16 protein-coding genes are annotated in these 16,193 nt (G+C 72.5%); 4 read left to right on the plus strand and 12 right to left on the minus strand.

Annotated features, from left to right (window positions below):
* Nucleotides 1–36: 36 nt before the first annotated feature.
* Both C3489_RS30900 and C3489_RS30905 read left to right on the plus strand, forming a co-directional pair.
* Nucleotides 37–1,128 (plus strand): MASE1 domain-containing protein, encoded by a 1,092-nt coding sequence (locus tag C3489_RS30900; RefSeq protein ID WP_103785403.1) that lies wholly within the window; start codon nucleotides 37–39, stop codon nucleotides 1,126–1,128.
* 151 nt (nucleotides 1,129–1,279) lie between these two features.
* Nucleotides 1,280–1,498, plus strand: a complete 219-nt coding sequence (locus C3489_RS30905; RefSeq protein ID WP_258055024.1) for a hypothetical protein — start codon at nucleotides 1,280–1,282, stop codon at nucleotides 1,496–1,498.
* A gap of 14 nt (nucleotides 1,499–1,512) precedes the next feature.
* Here the strand turns inward: C3489_RS30905 and C3489_RS30910 are convergent, their stop codons facing one another.
* Nucleotides 1,513–2,682: an MFS transporter gene (locus tag C3489_RS30910; RefSeq protein ID WP_258055025.1), complete on the minus strand. Its 1,170-nt coding sequence runs from the start codon at nucleotides 2,680–2,682 to the stop codon at nucleotides 1,513–1,515.
* A gap of 340 nt (nucleotides 2,683–3,022) precedes the next feature.
* Between C3489_RS30910 and C3489_RS30915 the strand changes: the two genes are divergently transcribed.
* The gene (locus C3489_RS30915; RefSeq protein ID WP_181139917.1) at nucleotides 3,023–3,859 is read left to right on the plus strand and encodes a helix-turn-helix domain-containing protein; all 837 of its coding nucleotides are present in this window, start codon (nucleotides 3,023–3,025) and stop codon (nucleotides 3,857–3,859) included.
* A 133-nt stretch (nucleotides 3,860–3,992) separates the two neighbouring features.
* On the opposite strand, the gene C3489_RS30920 is transcribed toward C3489_RS30915, so the two are convergent.
* From C3489_RS30920 to C3489_RS30965, 10 genes are read right to left on the minus strand one after another with little or no spacing between them, the layout of a single operon-like run.
* Complete coding sequence (locus tag C3489_RS30920; protein ID WP_219821999.1) at nucleotides 3,993–5,108, minus strand: zinc-binding dehydrogenase; 1,116 nt, start codon at nucleotides 5,106–5,108, stop codon at nucleotides 3,993–3,995.
* Complete coding sequence (locus C3489_RS30925; protein ID WP_103785406.1) at nucleotides 5,105–5,917, minus strand: phytanoyl-CoA dioxygenase family protein; 813 nt, start codon at nucleotides 5,915–5,917, stop codon at nucleotides 5,105–5,107. Before C3489_RS30925 ends, C3489_RS30920 begins: the two co-directional genes overlap by 4 nt.
* A gap of 45 nt (nucleotides 5,918–5,962) precedes the next feature.
* Nucleotides 5,963–6,718: an SDR family NAD(P)-dependent oxidoreductase gene (locus C3489_RS30930; protein WP_103785407.1), complete on the minus strand. Its 756-nt coding sequence runs from the start codon at nucleotides 6,716–6,718 to the stop codon at nucleotides 5,963–5,965.
* A complete protein-coding gene (panD, locus tag C3489_RS30935) occupies nucleotides 6,715–7,143 on the minus strand; it encodes an aspartate 1-decarboxylase (protein WP_103785408.1) in 429 nt (142 codons plus the stop codon). The genes C3489_RS30930 and panD overlap by 4 nt, the downstream gene beginning before the upstream one ends.
* A 39-nt stretch (nucleotides 7,144–7,182) precedes the next feature.
* Nucleotides 7,183–7,689, minus strand: coding sequence for a flavin reductase family protein (locus tag C3489_RS30940; protein WP_258055026.1), 507 nt, complete (start codon nucleotides 7,687–7,689; stop codon nucleotides 7,183–7,185).
* Nucleotides 7,690–7,694: 5 nt separating this feature from the next.
* Nucleotides 7,695–8,879 (minus strand): acyl-CoA dehydrogenase family protein, encoded by a 1,185-nt coding sequence (locus C3489_RS30945; protein ID WP_103785410.1) that lies wholly within the window; start codon nucleotides 8,877–8,879, stop codon nucleotides 7,695–7,697.
* Nucleotides 8,880–8,892: 13 nt separating this feature from the next.
* On the minus strand, nucleotides 8,893–10,059 hold the full coding sequence (locus C3489_RS30950; RefSeq protein ID WP_103785411.1) for an acyl-CoA dehydrogenase family protein: 1,167 nt from the start codon (nucleotides 10,057–10,059) through the stop codon (nucleotides 8,893–8,895).
* A complete protein-coding gene (locus C3489_RS30955; protein WP_103785412.1) occupies nucleotides 10,056–10,328 on the minus strand; it encodes an acyl carrier protein in 273 nt (90 codons plus the stop codon). The genes C3489_RS30950 and C3489_RS30955 overlap by 4 nt, the downstream gene beginning before the upstream one ends.
* Nucleotides 10,325–11,950: an amino acid adenylation domain-containing protein gene (locus C3489_RS30960; RefSeq protein WP_103785413.1), complete on the minus strand. Its 1,626-nt coding sequence runs from the start codon at nucleotides 11,948–11,950 to the stop codon at nucleotides 10,325–10,327. The genes C3489_RS30955 and C3489_RS30960 overlap by 4 nt, the downstream gene beginning before the upstream one ends.
* Nucleotides 11,947–12,729: an alpha/beta fold hydrolase gene (locus C3489_RS30965; RefSeq protein ID WP_181139918.1), complete on the minus strand. Its 783-nt coding sequence runs from the start codon at nucleotides 12,727–12,729 to the stop codon at nucleotides 11,947–11,949. The genes C3489_RS30960 and C3489_RS30965 overlap by 4 nt, the downstream gene beginning before the upstream one ends.
* Before the next feature lie 597 nt (nucleotides 12,730–13,326).
* Here C3489_RS30965 and C3489_RS30970 point away from each other — a divergent pair.
* On the plus strand, nucleotides 13,327–14,250 hold the full coding sequence (locus C3489_RS30970) for a LysR family transcriptional regulator (protein ID WP_258055027.1): 924 nt from the start codon (nucleotides 13,327–13,329) through the stop codon (nucleotides 14,248–14,250).
* 91 nt (nucleotides 14,251–14,341) lie between these two features.
* Here C3489_RS30970 and C3489_RS30975 read toward each other — a convergent pair whose 3' ends face one another.
* Nucleotides 14,342–15,769 (minus strand): non-reducing end alpha-L-arabinofuranosidase family hydrolase, encoded by a 1,428-nt coding sequence (locus C3489_RS30975; RefSeq protein ID WP_103785416.1) that lies wholly within the window; start codon nucleotides 15,767–15,769, stop codon nucleotides 14,342–14,344.
* Nucleotides 15,770–16,193 lie beyond the last annotated feature (424 nt).

Genomic DNA, 16,193 nt, shown 5'->3' on the forward strand with positions numbered 1-16,193 from the left:
TGGACGGGCACACCAGGTCGACGCGGAGGTCGCCCGATGACGGACGCGCGGCGCGCACGGCTTCGGCGCGACGGCGTCGTCGCGCTGGAGATCTGCGTCGTCGCGGCGCTGTACTACGGCTCGGCCGAGCTGGGGCTGCTGCAGCAGCTGGTGCGCCGCCAGGTCACCCCCCTGTGGCCCCCGACCGGCATCGCCCTGGCGGCTCTGCTGGTGCGCGGCCGGCGGATCTGGCCCGGGATCGCGCTGGGCGCGCTCCTGGCCAACGTCACTCTGGGGCCGTCGATCGCCGCCGTGCTCGCGATCACGGCGGGCAACACGCTCGCGCCCCTGTGCTCCTTCCTGCTGCTACGCCGCACGGGCTTCCGCGTCGAGCTGGACCGGTTGCGGGACGCGCTGGCCCTGATCTTCCTCGGCGCGTTCACCGGGATGCTGGTCAGCGCCACGGTGGGCACGGGAACCCTGGCCGTGTCCGGGGCCCTGCGCGCTGATCAGTTCTGGCCGACCTGGTCGGTCTGGTGGACGGGCGACGCGATGGGCGTGCTGGTGGTGACGCCGGTGCTGCTGGTGCTCCGCTCGGCGCACCGGCCGCGGGAGATACGACCGATGCGCTGGCTGGAGGGGCTGCTCCTCGTCGGGGCCACGGTGTGTGTCGGCATCCTGGAGACCGGCAGCACACCGCTGCTGTTCCTGGGCTTCCCCCTGCTGATCTGGGCGGCGTTCCGCTTCCAGCTGGCCGGGGCGGCACCCTGCGCCCTGGCGGTGTCGATCTTCGCGATCGTCTCGGCCACCCGGGGGGCGGGGCCCTTCACCGGCCACGACCTGCTCACCGACATGATCGTCCTCCAGGCGTTCAACGGCTCCTCGGCCCTGACCGGCCTGCTCGTCGCGGTCACCGTCACGGAGCGGGACCAGTCCCAGAAGGAGATCGCCCGAGCCTGCCGCCACCTGGCCGACATGGTGGAACGCCTCTCCGCGGGCCGCTACCACCCAGCCCTCCCCGACGGCGTCCTGCCCACGACGGGAAGCAGGCCATCACCGGACGGAGACGGGAACGGCCCCGCACCGCGACGAGACGACCGCACGGCCCCGCCGGACGGGGACGGCGACCGGACGCGCGACCCGGCGTGACGGAACCGGTGTGCCCGTGGGGGCGCCTGCCACGTACCGGCTCCTGCCGCGCGGATCAGCCGGACGTCGTCGCCGCCGCCACGCCGAAGGCGATCAGTGCGGCGCCTGTCAGCCGGCCGAATGCGCGGCGGGTTCGGGGGGTTTCCAGGGTGTGCCTCGCCTTGTTCAGGAGCAGGCGCACGCCGCGGCCTTCCTGCCCGGCCTCGTGTGGAACGGACAGCCCCCGACCGTCGCCCTGCGCCCGCTGCCCCGCGGCCGGCGCACCCGCCGCGTCTTCACCGTCGTACGCGCCGGGCGCGGCCGGCACCCGGCCGTCCAGGCCTGCCGGGACGCCCTGCGCCAGGTGGTCGGGGAGCGCGGGACGGGGTGACACCGTGCCGCCCCTCAGCGGTGGCGTGCCCGGCCCACCGCCGCGGCCACGGTCAGGGGCGCGGTCAGGAGCGCCGCCAGCCAGAACAGGGGGCGGTAGTCGTGCGCCTGGGCGGTGGAGGCCGCCAGCCCGCTGGCCACGGCGCTGCCCACGTAGAGGGCGACGCCGAACATGGCCACGCCCGTCGCGCGGGCCGTCGGGGACAGCGCCGTCGCCCAGGACTGGATCGTGGAGTGCATGAAGGACCAGCCGCCCCCGAGGAGCAGGGCGACCACCACGAGCACCCCGGTGGCCTGGCTGTAGCCGGCGAGCAGGTACGCCAGCGCCATCTGCACCCCGCCGGCCACGATCAGGCCGACCGGGGACCACTGGCCGACGAGCCGCTTGACCACCTGCGCCGCGGCCATCGAACCGACCCCGTACAGGGCCGCGACCGCGCCGGCCAGCGTGGTGGGGACGCCATGCGCCTCCAGGGCCGGGGCCAGATAGGTCAGGAAGCCGAGGAGCACCGCCCCCTCCAGCATCGCCACCGCCATGACGTACCACTGCCACCGCGAGGACAGCACCACGCGGAAGGGCGCCAGCAGTGATCCGGAGGGGGCTCGCTCGGGCTCGGGCAGACGGCGCAGGGCCACCGCCAGGTAGGCGGCGAGGACGCCGGGCAGTGCGAACACCACTCGCCAGGTGAGGTAGTGCGCCAGCGCCCCGGCGACGACCGTGGCCACGGCGGTGCCCAGCGCGAAGGCGGTCATCAGCTCACTGAGGGGGCGCTGCCGGATCGCGGCGGGCACCGTGTCGCCCACGTAGGTCAGGGAGGCGGCGATGGAGGCGGCGAAGAACGCGCCGGCCAGGGCGCGGGCCCCGATCAGCACGGGAGCGTCGGGAGCGAGGGCCGAGGCCAGGGCGGCCAGCGCCGCGCCGGTCAGCGACACCCGCATCACCCACACGCGGCCCCAGCGGTCGCTGGCCACCCCCCACACCGGCTGCATCAGCCCGTAGGTGAGGTAGTAGCCGCTCGCGGCCAGCACCACGGTGGGGAGCGGGGCCCCGAGCCGGGGGCCGATGAGTACCAGCATGGGCGCGATGCAGAAGCGGTCGAAGTTGCTGACGAATCCGGCGGTGCGCAACAGCCGCAGGGAGGACGCGGGCAAGGTCGCCACCGGTGCCGGCGCGGTGGTGGTCACGGGGTGGACGCTCCTTCCGGGAGGGTTCGACGAGAACGGGTGAGAAACGGGTGCGAGAGGCGGACCGGTCCTGGTCGGACGCGGTCCGCCACCCAGTTCAGCACCGGGCCCATCGGGGCGGAGACCGCTGGCTATTACCATCACTGACAGCCTGCCGGTCCGGCATCGCGCCTGGTGACGGCAGCATCACTACAGGGCGCCCGCGTTCGGGCGGACGCCCGCCGTCGGTGAGGAGAGGCACGATGACGCGCGGCAGGCTGTCACCCCCGGACACCTGCGCATCGCCCGTCGCGGACCGCGGTTCCTCACCGGCCGAAGGCGGTCACCGGCTCGGTGGTCGGTGACCGCCGCACCCACGCCCCCGGGCGAGTCCCCTCGCCGTGAACTGGGCGCCTTCCTGCGGTCCCGCCGTGAGCGGCTGACGCCGGCGGACGTGGGCCTGCCGCAGGCCCCGGGCCGCCGGACCCCGGGGCTGCGGCGGGCCGAGGTCGCGGAACTCGCCGGGATCAGCGTCTCCTGGTACACGTGGCTGGAGCAGGGCCGGGTGCGTACCTCGGAGCAGGTGCTGCGCGCGGTGTCACGGGTGCTGCGGCTGGACGCCGCGGAGACCGCGCACGTCCTGTCGTTCGTGGAGGAGAGCAGGCCGCCCGCCGACGCTCCCACCTGGGTGTCCCGCAACCTGCTCAGTCTGGTGCAGGCCATGGCACCGCACCCCGCCGTGGTGCTCGACCCGCACTGGGACCTGCTGGCCTGGAACGCCGGGTACGCCGCGTTGCTGACCGATCCGGGGCGGCTGCACCCCAAGCAGCGCAACCTCCTGTGGCTGGTGTTCCGCTGGCCGCCGGCCCGCACCCTGCTCCCCGACTGGGAGCACGAGGCGCGCGCCCTGCTGGGGCAGTTCCGGTCCCGGGCCGCTCGCCGGCCCAACGATCCGCGGTTCGCCGAACTCGTCGGCGAGCTGCTGTCGGACGGTGACGCGGCCCGCTGGTACGAGCGCCGGGAGACGGCCGCCTTCCAGCCCTCGGTGCGTCGTTTCCGGCACCCCGCCGTGGGCGAACTGCGCCTGCGGTACGTGAAGCTGGCCGCCGTGGACGAGCCCGGCCACCACTTCCTGGCCTACCTGCCCGACGACCGGGACTCCGAGGACGCCCTGCGCCGCCTGCAGGCGAACGGGTGAGCCCCGCGGGCCCGGTCGTTGTCGGGACGCGGACCCGCGGGGCTCACCTCGGCGTGCCGGCGGCGCTGCGCGGCAGGGAGGGGAGACGTGCCGTTCGGCGCCCGGTGAGCGGGTGCTCTCACCGCGCGGCCGGTCAGCCGGTCAGTACGGCCTTCAGTACGGCGCCCGCCGCGACGTCGGCCAGGGCCTGGGCATGGCTGTCCAGCGGGTAGGCCGTCACCATGCTCTCCAGGTCGAAGCGTGCGGCGAGGGCGGGCAGCACCCGCACGTACTCGACCAGGTGCGCGCCGGTGAAGGCCCACGACCCGATGACGTCGAGCTGCCGGTACACGATCTGGTGCGGATTGAGCTTGGTGTCACCGGCGTCGGTGTACTGGCCGATGACCAGGTAGGAGCCGCCCCTTCGGGCCAAGGTGAGACCCTGGGCGACGGCGTCGGGGACCCCGGCGCACTCGATGACGAGGTCGGCGCCGTCCGGGCCGGCGGCGGCCCGTGCCTCGCGGAGCACCGCCTCCGGGTCCGTGCCGCCCACGATGTCCAGGTGGACGTCGCCGATGCCGGCGGCGGCCGCAGCGGCAAGTCGCCCTTCGGGACCGCCGACGATGACGACGCGTGCCGCTCCGGCGAGCTGGGCGAAGGCCGCAGCGGCCAGCCCGACCGGGCCGCTGCCCTGGACGATGACGGTCTCTCCCACCCGGACGGGCCGCCGCTCGTACAGGGCGTGCACGACCGTGGGTCCGGCGCAGGCCAGGGCCATCGCCGCCGTGGCGGACACGCCGGGCGCCGCCCGCACCACGGTGGTGCCCGGCTGGAGGACGATGTGGTCCGCCCACGAGCCCGACAGGGCCGCGTCGTCGGTGAGGGCGCGGTTGACGCCATAGGTGCGCCGGTTGAGGCACAGCGTGGGTTCGCGGTGCATCCGGCACGGCGGACACAGGCCGCAGGCGATGGACGAGGCCCACATCACCGGGTCACCCGGCGACAGCGGCTCCCCCAGGGCGTCCCGGCCGCCGCCCGCGCCGAGTTCGAGGACCGTGCCGTAGCCCTCGTGGCCGAGGACCAGGGGGGTGGGTATGGGCAGATGGCCCTGCTGGAGGTGCAGGTCCGTGCCGCAGATCCCGCCGTGGAGGCGGTCGAGGACCATTCCCCCGGCGGGCGCCGGCGGCACGGGGAACTCGCGGAGCACGGGCGGTGCGCCGAACTCCTCCAGGACCACGCCGCGTCCGGTGCGTCCGGTGCGTCCGGTCACGAGGTCACCATCCCCAGGGCGGCGGAGAAACGGTGCTCCAGCGGCGTCAGGGGCGCGGTGTCACGGCACACCACGTAGTCGGGCCGGGGTTCGCCCTGCGGCCGGGGCGGGTTGGAGCAGGCGTTGTACGTGGCGATGAGCAGCCGACGGGCCCACGGGGACATGTTGGGCGCGGAGCCGTGCACGATCTCGGGCGAGAAGAACACCACCGAACCGGCGGGGCCCTTCGGGCTGGTCATGCCGTGCCGGTCCACGAGGGCGGCGAGCTGCTCCGGGGTCAGGGAGATGTCGTCGGGGTCCAGGTGCTGCGCCGACTTCGCGTCGGCCTTGCGCTCCCGGTGCACCAGTCCGTCGCGGTGGGAGCCGGGCAGGAAGATGACGGGCCCGTTGAACTCGGTCACATCGTCCAGGAAGACCCCGATGTTCACCTGGAGCGGGGCGGGCAGGCCGTCGGCGATCCGCCAGGCCAGGTAGTCCTGGTGCCAGGCCCACTTGTCGCCGCCGAACGCGGGCTTGGCGTTGATCTTGAACTGGTAGACGTAGACGTCCTCGGGGAGCAACTGCCGTACCGCCGGGAGGATCCGCGGATCGCGGACCAGGTCGGCGTACTCCGGCTGCCTGCGGTGCGAGGCGTAGACGGCGCGCACCTGGCTGCCGCCGTCCTCGGTGACGCGGTGCGGGCCGGGCACGTCGCAGTCCCGCCGGAAGGCCTCGGTCAGCTGCCGTACCTCGTCGCCGTCGAGAAGGGATTCCATGAGCAGGAATCCGTTGGCGTGGTACTCGTCCACCTGCTGCTGGGTCAGACGCATGACGTGTTCCTTGTTCCTTCGTCCTAGGGGTTCGTGGGAGCTTGTTCAGCCCATGAAATGGCCGCCGTCGACCACGAGTTGCTGACCGGTGACGTACCGGCTGCGGTCGCTGACGAGGTATTCCAGGGCGTCGGCGATGTCCTCCGGGGTGCCGGTGCGGCCCTGGGGAATGGCGGCCAGCACCTCCTGGAGCCGTCGCGGGTCATCGAGGCCGTAGCGTTCGACGACCTCGCGGGTGTCGGTGAAACCGGGCAACAGGGCGTTGACCCGGACGTGGGGGGCGAGTTCGAGCGCCAGGCACTTGGTGAGCTGCAGCAGACCGGCTTTGGACGCGCAGTAGTTGGCGCCCGAGGTGCGCGGTCTGACGGCCGTGGTGGCCGCGATGTTGACGATGGTGCCGCGCCCGGCCTTCACCATGGCCGGGGCCAGCGCGCGGGTGAGGTGGAAGGGGCCGGAGAGGTTGGTCGCCAGCACCTCGTCCCAGTCCTGTTCGGTCATGGACAGGAAGGGCCGGTCCCGGTTGACGCCGGCGTTGTTGACCAGCACGGCGGGCGGCCCGTACCGGTGGAGGATGCGGGCCGCGGCCGTGCGGACCTCGGCGGGGCGGGACAGATCGGCGCGCAGGGCGACGAGTTCGCCGCGACCGGCGTGCTCTGCCTCGGCTGCCGCCTTGCCGTCGCCCCGGTACAGGGCGATCACCCGGTGGCCCAGGTCGATGAGTCGCCGGCTGAAGGCGGCGCCGATGCCACGGGTGCCGCCGGTCACCACGGCGAGCGGCCTGGCCTGTGCCGCGGCTGTCACACCCTGGTCCCGTCGGCCGGTACGTCCCCGCGCAGCAGCCCGAATCCGGCGGGTACGTCGGCGGGGTCGCCGCCGCGCCGGACGATGCGGTTGTCACCGTCGACGAAGACGACGCTCGGCTGGAACGAGCGCGCCTGGGTGTCGGCCATCTCCGCGTAGGAGATGACGATCACCAGGTCGCCGGGGCTGATCAGCCGGGCGGCGGCGCCGTTGATGCCGATGACACCCGAACCGGCGGGGCCCTCGATGACGTACGTGGACAGCCGGTTGCCGTTGTCGATGTCGACGATGTCGACCTTCTCGCCGGGCAGCAGGTCGGCGGCCGCCATCAGTTCCGCGTCGATGGTCAGGGACCCCACGTAGTGCAGGTCCGCCTGGGTCACGGTGGCCCGGTGGATCTTGGATTTCATCATGGTGCGCTGCATCAGCGTGTCGCTCTCTGGTAGGCGTTGACAGGGGTGCGGTCAGGTATCGGACGGCCAGGCGGCGAACCGGCGCCGGCCGTACAGCAGGGGGGCGCGGGTCGTGGTCCGTACCTCGCTGCGCAGGACGTCACCGACGACGATGGTGTGGTCGCCGCACGGGTGCAGGGCGGCGACCCGGCACTCCGCGACCGCGTGCGCGTCCTCGGAGAGGACCGGCAGCCCGGTGGTCGGGCCCGACTGCCAGGACACCTCGCCGAACCGGTCCGCGGTGCGGCTGGTGAACACCTCGGCCGCGCCGCGGCCGGCCACGTGCAGCAGGTTGACGACGAACGAGCCGCGCTCGGTGAGCACCGGGAGCGTGCGGCCGCTGTGCGCCGCGCACACCAGCAGCCGGGGCGGGTCCAGCGACACCGAGCACAGCGCGGTGCAGGTGAACCCGTACGGCGTTCCCCGCTCGTCGGCGGTGGTGATCACGGCGACCCCGCCGGGGTGGGAGGCCATCAGCGCGCGGAAGGCCGCCGCGGCCACGGCGGTCTCGTCCGCCACCGGTGTCACCATGCGAAGGCCCGGGCGTCGTGCAGGTTGACCCCGACGGCCGCCTTGCCGAGGTACTCCAGGCAGTCGTGCGGTTTGGCCGGCATCACGGAGGCGAAGGAGGCCTCCCTGATCAGCCGTTCCAGCGGCTGGGACCGGCTGACCGCGGCCGAGCCGCACACCCGTGTCGCGTCCTGCGCCAGTTGCGGCCCGATCTCGCCGACCAGGTACTTGGCCGCGTGGACCAGGGCGTTGGCCTCCAGGCTGCCGCGCGCGCGGTCCACGGCGTCACCGGCCTCGTGCACCAGGGCGCGGGCGGCCCGCAAGCGCGCCGACATCCGGCCCAGTTCCTGCTGGACCACGGGCGACTCGGCGCGCGAGGGCACCGCGGTCACACAGCGGACGGTGTAGGCGAAGACGGCCTCGGCGATGCCGAGGTAGGCGGCGGTGTACCCGGCCACCATCCAGTGGGGCTCGCGCACCACCTTGAACAGGGACATGCCCTCCACGCCCAGGTACAGCCGGGAGCGCGGCAGGACGACGTCGGTGAGGGTCATCGGCGCCGTGCTCGTCCCGTACATCGCGGACAGGCTGTGCACCTGCCCGAAGGTGACGCCGGGGTCGTCGGCGGCGACGACGAAGTGCGAGACCTCCGCCGTGTCCTCGCTTCCCTCGGCCGCGGCGGCCACCACGTAGTAGTCGGCGACGCCGGCGAGCGAGACGAACGACTTCGCCCCGTTGAGGACGTAGTGCTCGCCGTCGTCGGTGAGCCGGTACCGGGTGGTCATGCCGCGCAACCGGGCGCCCCGGCCGGTCTCGGAGGTGGCGGACGCGAAGAGTTTCCGGCCGTGCACCACCTCGTTCTGCATCCAGGTGCGGAACTTCTCGGCGGCGGGCGGCAGCGGTGTGCCGGCCGAGTCGGCGAGCGCGCCCAGCACCACGTGGTGCATGTTGAACCCCACCGCGGCGGCACCGTTGTAGGAGCCGAGCGTGGCCAGGAGCTTCCAGTACTCGCCGAAGCTCAGGCCCAGTCCGCCGGCGTCCCGTGGGACCAGCGCGCCGAGCAGGCCCGACTCGCGCAGGACGGCGTAGGGACGGCCCAGGTCGGCACGCCCGGCGTCGACGTCGGCGGCCAGCGGGGCGAGCGCCTCGCCGGTTTCCGTGGCCCGCTTGAGGACGTCGTCCGGATGGATCGGTGTCATCGTTCTCCTCGGATCAGTTCTCGACGGGGAGGCCGAGCTGGCGGGCGACGCCCACTCGCAGCAGGTCGTTGGGTCCCGCGTAGGTGAGGGCCGCCAGTGGGCTGAGGGGGTCGGCCGCGAGGTCGGTGTCCGGCAGGAAGGCGCGCACGCCCGCCAGGGCGGTGGCGTGCTCGGTCATCCGCAGATAGTCCTCGGAGACCGAGATCTTGGTCAGGGCCGCCTCGGCGGCGAGCTGTCGGGCGCCGGTGCCCGCGTCGAGGGCGGCGGCCAGGGTGTAGAGCTGGACGCGTGAGCGGTGCAGCGCCATGGCCATGTCGCTGATGCGGCCGGCCACCTGGTGGCTGGCGCCCATCCGGCGGCCGAAGTGCTCCCGCTCGCGGGCCCAGCGCGCCGTCCGGTCCAGCAGCAGCCGCATCGGCCCCAGCGCGTAGCCGAGGATCAGGGCGCGCTCCCAGGCGGTGGTGGCCGACATGATGCCGAGCCCGGAGCCCTCCTGTCCGATGACGGCGGTGGCGGGGAGGCGGGCGCCGTCGAAGAGAAGTTCGCCCATGGGGGCCGAGCGCAGGGCCGTCTTGTCGAAGGTCTCGCCCCGCGAGACACCCGGGGTGTCCAGCGGGACCAGGAAGGCGGTCAGGGCGAACGGCGTGCGTCCCGTCGCCGTACGGGCGAAGACGATCGCGAGGTCGGCGACCGGGGCGGCCGTGACGAAGGTCTTCGCGCCGGTGAGGACGTAGCCGTCCCGGTCGCGTTCGGCGCGCGTGGCCATGGACAGCGGGTCGCTGCCTCCCACCCGCTCGGTCAGCGCGTGGCACAGCAGCGTCCGGCCGTCCTCGACGGACTGTGTGAGGTCCTGGCCGGGGCGCGAGAGGGTGGTGTGCAACGGGTGCTGCATGCCGAAGAGCTGCGACGTCAGCGCGTAGCACAGCCCGGGGTCGATCCCGGCGAGGCCGATTCCCTCGATCGCCGCGAGGCCGCGGGTGACCGGTCCGGGCCCGTCCGGGGCGCCGCCGGTGAGGCGCAGCACCCCGAGCGCGGCCAGCGAGCGCCACTGCGCGCGGAAGTCGTCGCCCGCCGTCTTGGCCGCGACGTCCGCGGCGCGTTCACGGAAGTCGTCGACGACGTGCTCGGCCGGCGGCGGGGCACAGCGCAGTATCCGGGTCAGGGTGTCGGTGTCGCTCATGCCTGCGCCCCGCGTGGTGCGGCCTGGACCACGGCCCACAGGGCGAGCGGCGTACGGAAGTTGGCGGCGACGATCTCGGTCTCGGGCAGTTCGACGCCGGCCTGCTTGTCGAGCGCCGCGACGATCTCCATGATCGCCAGCGAGTCGAGCAGCCCGCTCTCCAGCAGGGGTGTGTCGGGGGCCAGGGTCTGCGGCTCCTCGCCGCGCGCCCAGGTGATCCGGCTCTGGATGAGGGCGCAGAGGTCTTCGACGCTGTTGATCTCGTTCATGAGGGGTTCTCCTGAAGGGCGTTGAGAGGGGTGTGCGCGGCCTGGGCCACGCGTGGGTCCGCAGCGGCGGGGACGTCGTCGGCGAGGGCGCGGCGGTCGACCTTGCCGCTGACGGTGACGGGCAGGGACGCGACGGGGACGATCCGGTCGGGCAGCATGCGGTGCGGCAGGGCGGTGCGCAGCCCGGCGAGCAGCTCCCGTTCGGTGGCGGCGGTCTGGGCGTAGACCCAGATCTGCCCGGCGTGCGGGCCGTCCTTGGCCACGGCCGCGGCGGTCGCGACCTGCGGAAGGTCGAGGGCGGCGCTCTCGATGTCGAGCAGGTCGATGCGGTGGCCGCGGCGCTTGACCTGGAAGTCCCGGCGGCCGCGCAGGAAGACCCGGCCGTCGGCGGTGATGCGGCCCAGGTCTCCGCTGGCGTAGGCGCGGCGTACGACACCGTCGCGGAACGGCACCCGCACGGTCGGGTCGGTGAGCCGGCCGTCGCGGAGATAGCCCTGGAAGACGGTCGGCCCGGCGATGTGGATCTCGCCCTCGCCGTCGGTGGGGCGGCCGTCGGCGTCCAGCACCTCGATGTGCACGCCGCCGATGCCCCGGCCGATGGTCAGTTCCTGGTCGGCCGTCCAGTCGCGGGGCATCCGGTGGTAGGTGCAGGCGTTGGTCTCGGTGGGGCCGTACAGGTTGTAGAAGGGGCGGTCGCCCAGCAGTTGCAGATACCGCTCCAGCAGATGCGGGGCGAAGGCTTCCCCGCCGAAGGCCGCGATCCGCAGGGAGGGGGGCAGCGCGTCGGCGATACCGCCCTGCTGCAGCAGGTTGTGGTAGAGGGACGGCACCGCCATGAACGCGGTGATCCGCTGCTCGTTCAGCCAGCCGACGACGTCCCGGGGGAAGGCGCGCAGCATGTCGGGCAGCAGCACGGCGCACGCTCCGGCCGCCGCGGCGCTGTACAGGTCGAAGGTGGTCAGGTCGAAGGTGAGCGCGGCCTGTGACCCGATGCGGTCCTCGGGTGTGAGCCCGAACTCCTCGGCCGCCCACAGGGCGTAGTGCGCGACGTTCTCGTGGGACAGCAGGACGCCCTTCGGCCAGCCCGTGCTGCCGGAGGTGAAGAGGATGTACCCGCCGCGGTCGACGGGCGCGGGCAGTGTCGGCGGCTGCTCGGCGGGCGCGAGGACCTGCAGCGCGGCGAGCCCGTGGCCGAACTCCCGCTCGGCGGCGGTGTGCCGGTCGCCCTCGGGTACGGCGTCGCGGGCCCCGGCCGTGGCTTCGCGGGCGGCCGTGCGGAACCGTTCCGTGGTGAGCAGCAGGGAGATGCCCGCGTTGCGCAGCATCCGGGCCGTGCGCAGGGGCGGATCGGCGACGTCCATCGGGGCGACCACGGCACCGGCGCGCAGCGCCGCGTACAGCGCGATGACCGTCGCCGGGGTCTTGGGCGCGTAGACGCCGACGCGCTGTCCCGGGTGGAGGCCGGCGGCCGTCAGTTCGGCGGCGAGCGCGGCCACGGCCCGCTCCAGTTCTGCGTACGTCCACATCTCGCCCTGCCCGGCGAGGGCGGGGCGTTCGGGGTGGCGCCGGGCGGCGCCGGCGAGCAGGCCGTCCAGCCGTGGTGTGGTCGTCCGCGCCGTCATCGGGTGCCTCCGGTGGCGGGCAGACCGGTCGCGTGCTCGGCGAGGAAGCCGGTGACGGCGTCGATGACGAGGTCGGGGCAGACCAGGTGCGGGTAGTGGTCGACCCCTTCGGGCACCAGGCGGCGCACCGGGCCCCGGACCACCCGCTGGAGGGCGTCGAGCTGGGCGAGCGTGCCGTACTCGTCACGGTCGCCCTGGATCATGAGGACCGGCGCCGTGACGTCCAGGTCGTCCTCGATGGACCAGGACCGGAACTCCTCGGAGAGCCACAGCTCGCTCCAGCTCGTGAACACGCCGTGCGGGTCGTCGTGGACCAGGGCGAGCCTGCGGCGCAGGGGCCCGGCCTCGTAGGCGGCGCGGGCGGCCTCGATGCCGGTGCGGTTGGCCTCCTCGAAGTACAGGTGCGGTCCCATGACGACCACGGCCTCGGCCGGCCGTACCGACGCGTACAGCAGGGCCGTGGAGCCGCCGTCGCTGTGCCCGATCAGCACCGGGTTGTCGATGCCGAGCAGGTCGAGCAGTTCGGGCAGGAACTGCTGCCCGTGCTCGTGCATGTAGCGCGCGGTGCGGGGTGAGGTGGCGGGACCCGAGCCGCCGTTGCCGGGACGTGAGTAGACCAGGGCGCGGCGCCCGGTCGCGGCGGCGACCGCCGCGGGGAAGCGGCCCCAGGCGGCGACACAGCCGAGGCCGCCGTGCAGGAAGACCAGCGGCGAACGGGACGGGTCGCCGTCGATAAGAACGTGTTCGATCGGTCCGTGTCGGGTTTCCACTACCGGCACATCAAATCCTTCGGGAAGAGGGTGCCTGCCCGGTTTTCGGCAGGATGAATTACCCGGAGCGCGTTCCCCGATAAATAGGGCACACCGAATCACCGGGAAGGAAATGGCTGAACCGAGCGCGGCTCGATTCAGAGTTCAACCAATTAGTGGCGCGCGGTTGTCGCGAGGCGCGCGGGAACGGCGGCACAGCGGGGCGGGCGAGTCGCGGCACGAGTCGCCACCCACGCCGTACCGGGCAGGCGCGTCGGCATCGCCCTCAAGGACGGTCGCCACCTGCGCGTTCGTTCACTCGGGGCAGTCCGGTCCGACGGCCGTCCCCGCTGCACCCGGTCGGCCCCGCCCGGTCCGGCGGCAACTGCGGCAGCCGTCGGCGGCAGGCCCGTGCAACGACGCCGAGAGGTAAGGAATAGACAAAATCTGCGACCCCCGTCTCAGTGCTTCCCATAGCGACGCCGACGCCCGGAAGGACGCTTGACCAAGCTGCGGATTCGGTCTCATCCGCGGTTTCGTCCGGCCGGTTGAGGCGTCACCGAAAACACTAGATGGGTCACACACGGAGGAGAAATAGCTATGCCGGATCACCTATGCTCGGGAAGTATGGATGTAGATCTTCGCCACCTGAGGTACTTCCTCGCCGTTGCCGAGGACGGCGGGTTCAGCGCGGCGGGCCGCAGACTCCATGTGGCCCAGCCGACCCTGACCCGCTGCATCCGTTCCCTGGAGGACGCCCTGGGTGTCCGGCTCTTCGACCGGACGACGCGAAGAACCCAGCTCACGCCCAAGGGCCGACGGCTCCACGACGAACTGGTCCCGGTGCTCAGGACGTTGCAGGCGACCCTGGACGGCATACGGGTGGGCGAGCAGCTGCGGCTGGGCTTCAGCTGGGGACTGCCCGACGGACTGTCCCTGATGGCGGCCTCCTTCGCCGAGGAGAGCGGCGTCCGGGTGGAGTACGTCCGCTGCGACACACCGCTCGCCGGGCTGGACACCGGAGCGGCGGACCTCGCGCTGCTGCGCGGCGACTCGCTGCCCAGGCATCTGCGCGGTGTCTTCCTCTACGAGGAGAGGCGGGTCGCTGCGGTTCCCGCGCACGGGGCGCTGGCCGAGCGGGAGGAACTGACCTGGGAGGAACTGGCCGAGTGGCCGCTGATCGTCAACACGGTCAGCGGAGTGACGTTTCCTCATATGTGGCCCGCCGGCAGGCGACCGGTGGTGGGCGCGGAGTGCTCCAACTACGACGAGTGGCTGGAGAAGGTGGCGGCGGGTCTGGGGGTGGGAACCGCGCCGGAGGACTCCACGCGCCGCTATCACCACCCCGCCGTACGGTTCGTCCCGCTGCGGGACGCCCCCACCGTGCGCCTGCACCTGGCGTACCCGTCGCACGGCTCGCACCCGCAGGCGGCCCGATTCGCCGAGACCGTGTGGCGCGACGTGAGCGGTGGCCAACTCCCCCCTGGCGACGCCAGGATCGCCGCGTACGGTGCCGCCCGGGCGACGGCGGGCGGTGCCGGCCGCCCGTGACCTCCGCGCAGCCGTGGCCCGCCGGCCCGGACGGCGGGGTGTGACGGGGACGCAGCGGCGGGCACGACGGTGACGTCGTGCCCGCACGGGGTCAGCGCTGCAGGGTGAGGACGCCCGGTCGCCAGGGCAGCTGGTCGTACGGGCCGCCCGCCGTGGGGGACTTGCCCTGGTAGAGGAACTGCAGGTTGCAGGGGTCGATGGTCATGGTCTGGTCGGGGTTGTTGCGGACCAGGTCACCGTGGCTGATGTCGTTGGTCCAGGTGGCACCGCTGTTGGCCTTGCCCGCGAAGGGGTTGCTCTCGCTCGCGGCCTGCGGGGTCCACGAGCCGCTCAGGCTGGAGGCGGTGAAGGAGCGGAAGTAGCGCCCGTTCGCACCCATCGCCTCGACGATCATGAGGTACTGGTTCTGGCCCTGCACCTTGTACACCTGCGGCGCCTCGAACAGGTTGTTCGTGGTGTCGCTCATGACCGTCGTGTACGACGAGCCGAAGCTGCCCGGGAAGTTCCCGATCGGCATGCTCGCCCGGTAGATCTTGCCGTTGTCACCGGCGAAGAACAGGTACATGTTCTGGCCGTCGGCGATCAGGGTCTGGTCGATCGGGCCGGTGCCGGAGCCGGAGATGCTCCCGGTGAACAGCGGCTGCGGAGCGGACCAGCCGTTGGGGTTGGTGGGGTCGCTCGACGTGCGGTAGACGAAGGGCCAGGCGCCCCATTGGTACGCCAGCACCCAGATGTTCTTGGGCGCGAAGTAGAACAGCGTGGGCGCCACCGCGGCCTGGCTCATGCCGGTCTGGCCGGCCGACGCCATGTCCGACCAGTTCGTGAAGGGGCTGAACATCATCGAGCCGTACGACGACCCCGAGACGTTCGACGCGTAGACCAGGTGCTTGCCGTTGTGCGTCACGGTGGTGAAGTCCTTGAGCGAGACCCACCCGTTCGCCGGCTGGGCCAGCGCGCCCGTCGACGCCCACCGGTACGTCGACGGAAGAGAACACGAGCCGTCCGGCGGGGTCGTGGTCCCGGTCAGGCCGGTCCACTTCTGGTTGCTGCCGCCGTTGCACGTCCAGATCTGCACCGCTGTGCCGTTGGCCGTACCGGCACCGGCAGCCTCCAGGCACAGCCCGGACTCCACGCCGACGACCGTGCCGTCGGAGTTCACCCGCCACTGCTGGTTGGCGCCGCCGGAACAGGTCCAGATCTGCACCCGGGTACCGGCCGCCGTGGCGTGGCCCGGGACATCCAGGCACTTGTTGCCGTACACGGTGAGCTGGTTGCCGTCCGTCAGCGTCCACTGCTGGTTGGTCCCGCCCCAGCAGTCGTAGAGCTGCAGCAGGGTGCCGTCGGTCTGGGCGGCACCCGCCACATCGAGACACCGGTTCGAACCAACGCCGCGCAAGGCGCCGGTGGAAGCCGCCTGAGCCGGGGTGGCGACGAGCATCGCCGCCAACGCGGCCAGGACCGCAACCGTGGCGGCGAGCACCGCAGACGGGTGCCTGCGGCTGAAACTTCCTCTGGGCATGGGGACTTCCTCAACCTCGATCGAGTGGACGTTCGTGATATCGAACAAGAGCCGAAGGGTCGAGCAGCCTGAATCATAGGAAGCGGGTGAACGGCGTCAAGACTTCTCGCACGCATCGCCGAACAATGCGAAACATTCGTATGCCACGCAAGCGATTCGCCGCACGTCACGCCGCCCTACGACAGATTCGCGCCATAGGGGCACCCCAACACGGACGGCGGGACCAGCACGCTGGGCGTCCACGAAACTTTCGAACGACTGCCGGAAACTTTTTCTGCGCAAAGCCTTGACGGGGACTCGTCAAACTTCGATCGTTCCCTGAGATTCGCCCGACTCCCTACCTCTGGAGGCACAGTCATGGGCTCCTACGCCCTCCCCCCACCCGTTGTCCGACGGAAGATCCGCGGCCTGCTGTTGGCGCTGG

Source organism: Streptomyces sp. Ru71 (genome assembly GCF_002920535.1).
Classification (GTDB): domain Bacteria; phylum Actinomycetota; class Actinomycetes; order Streptomycetales; family Streptomycetaceae; genus Streptomyces.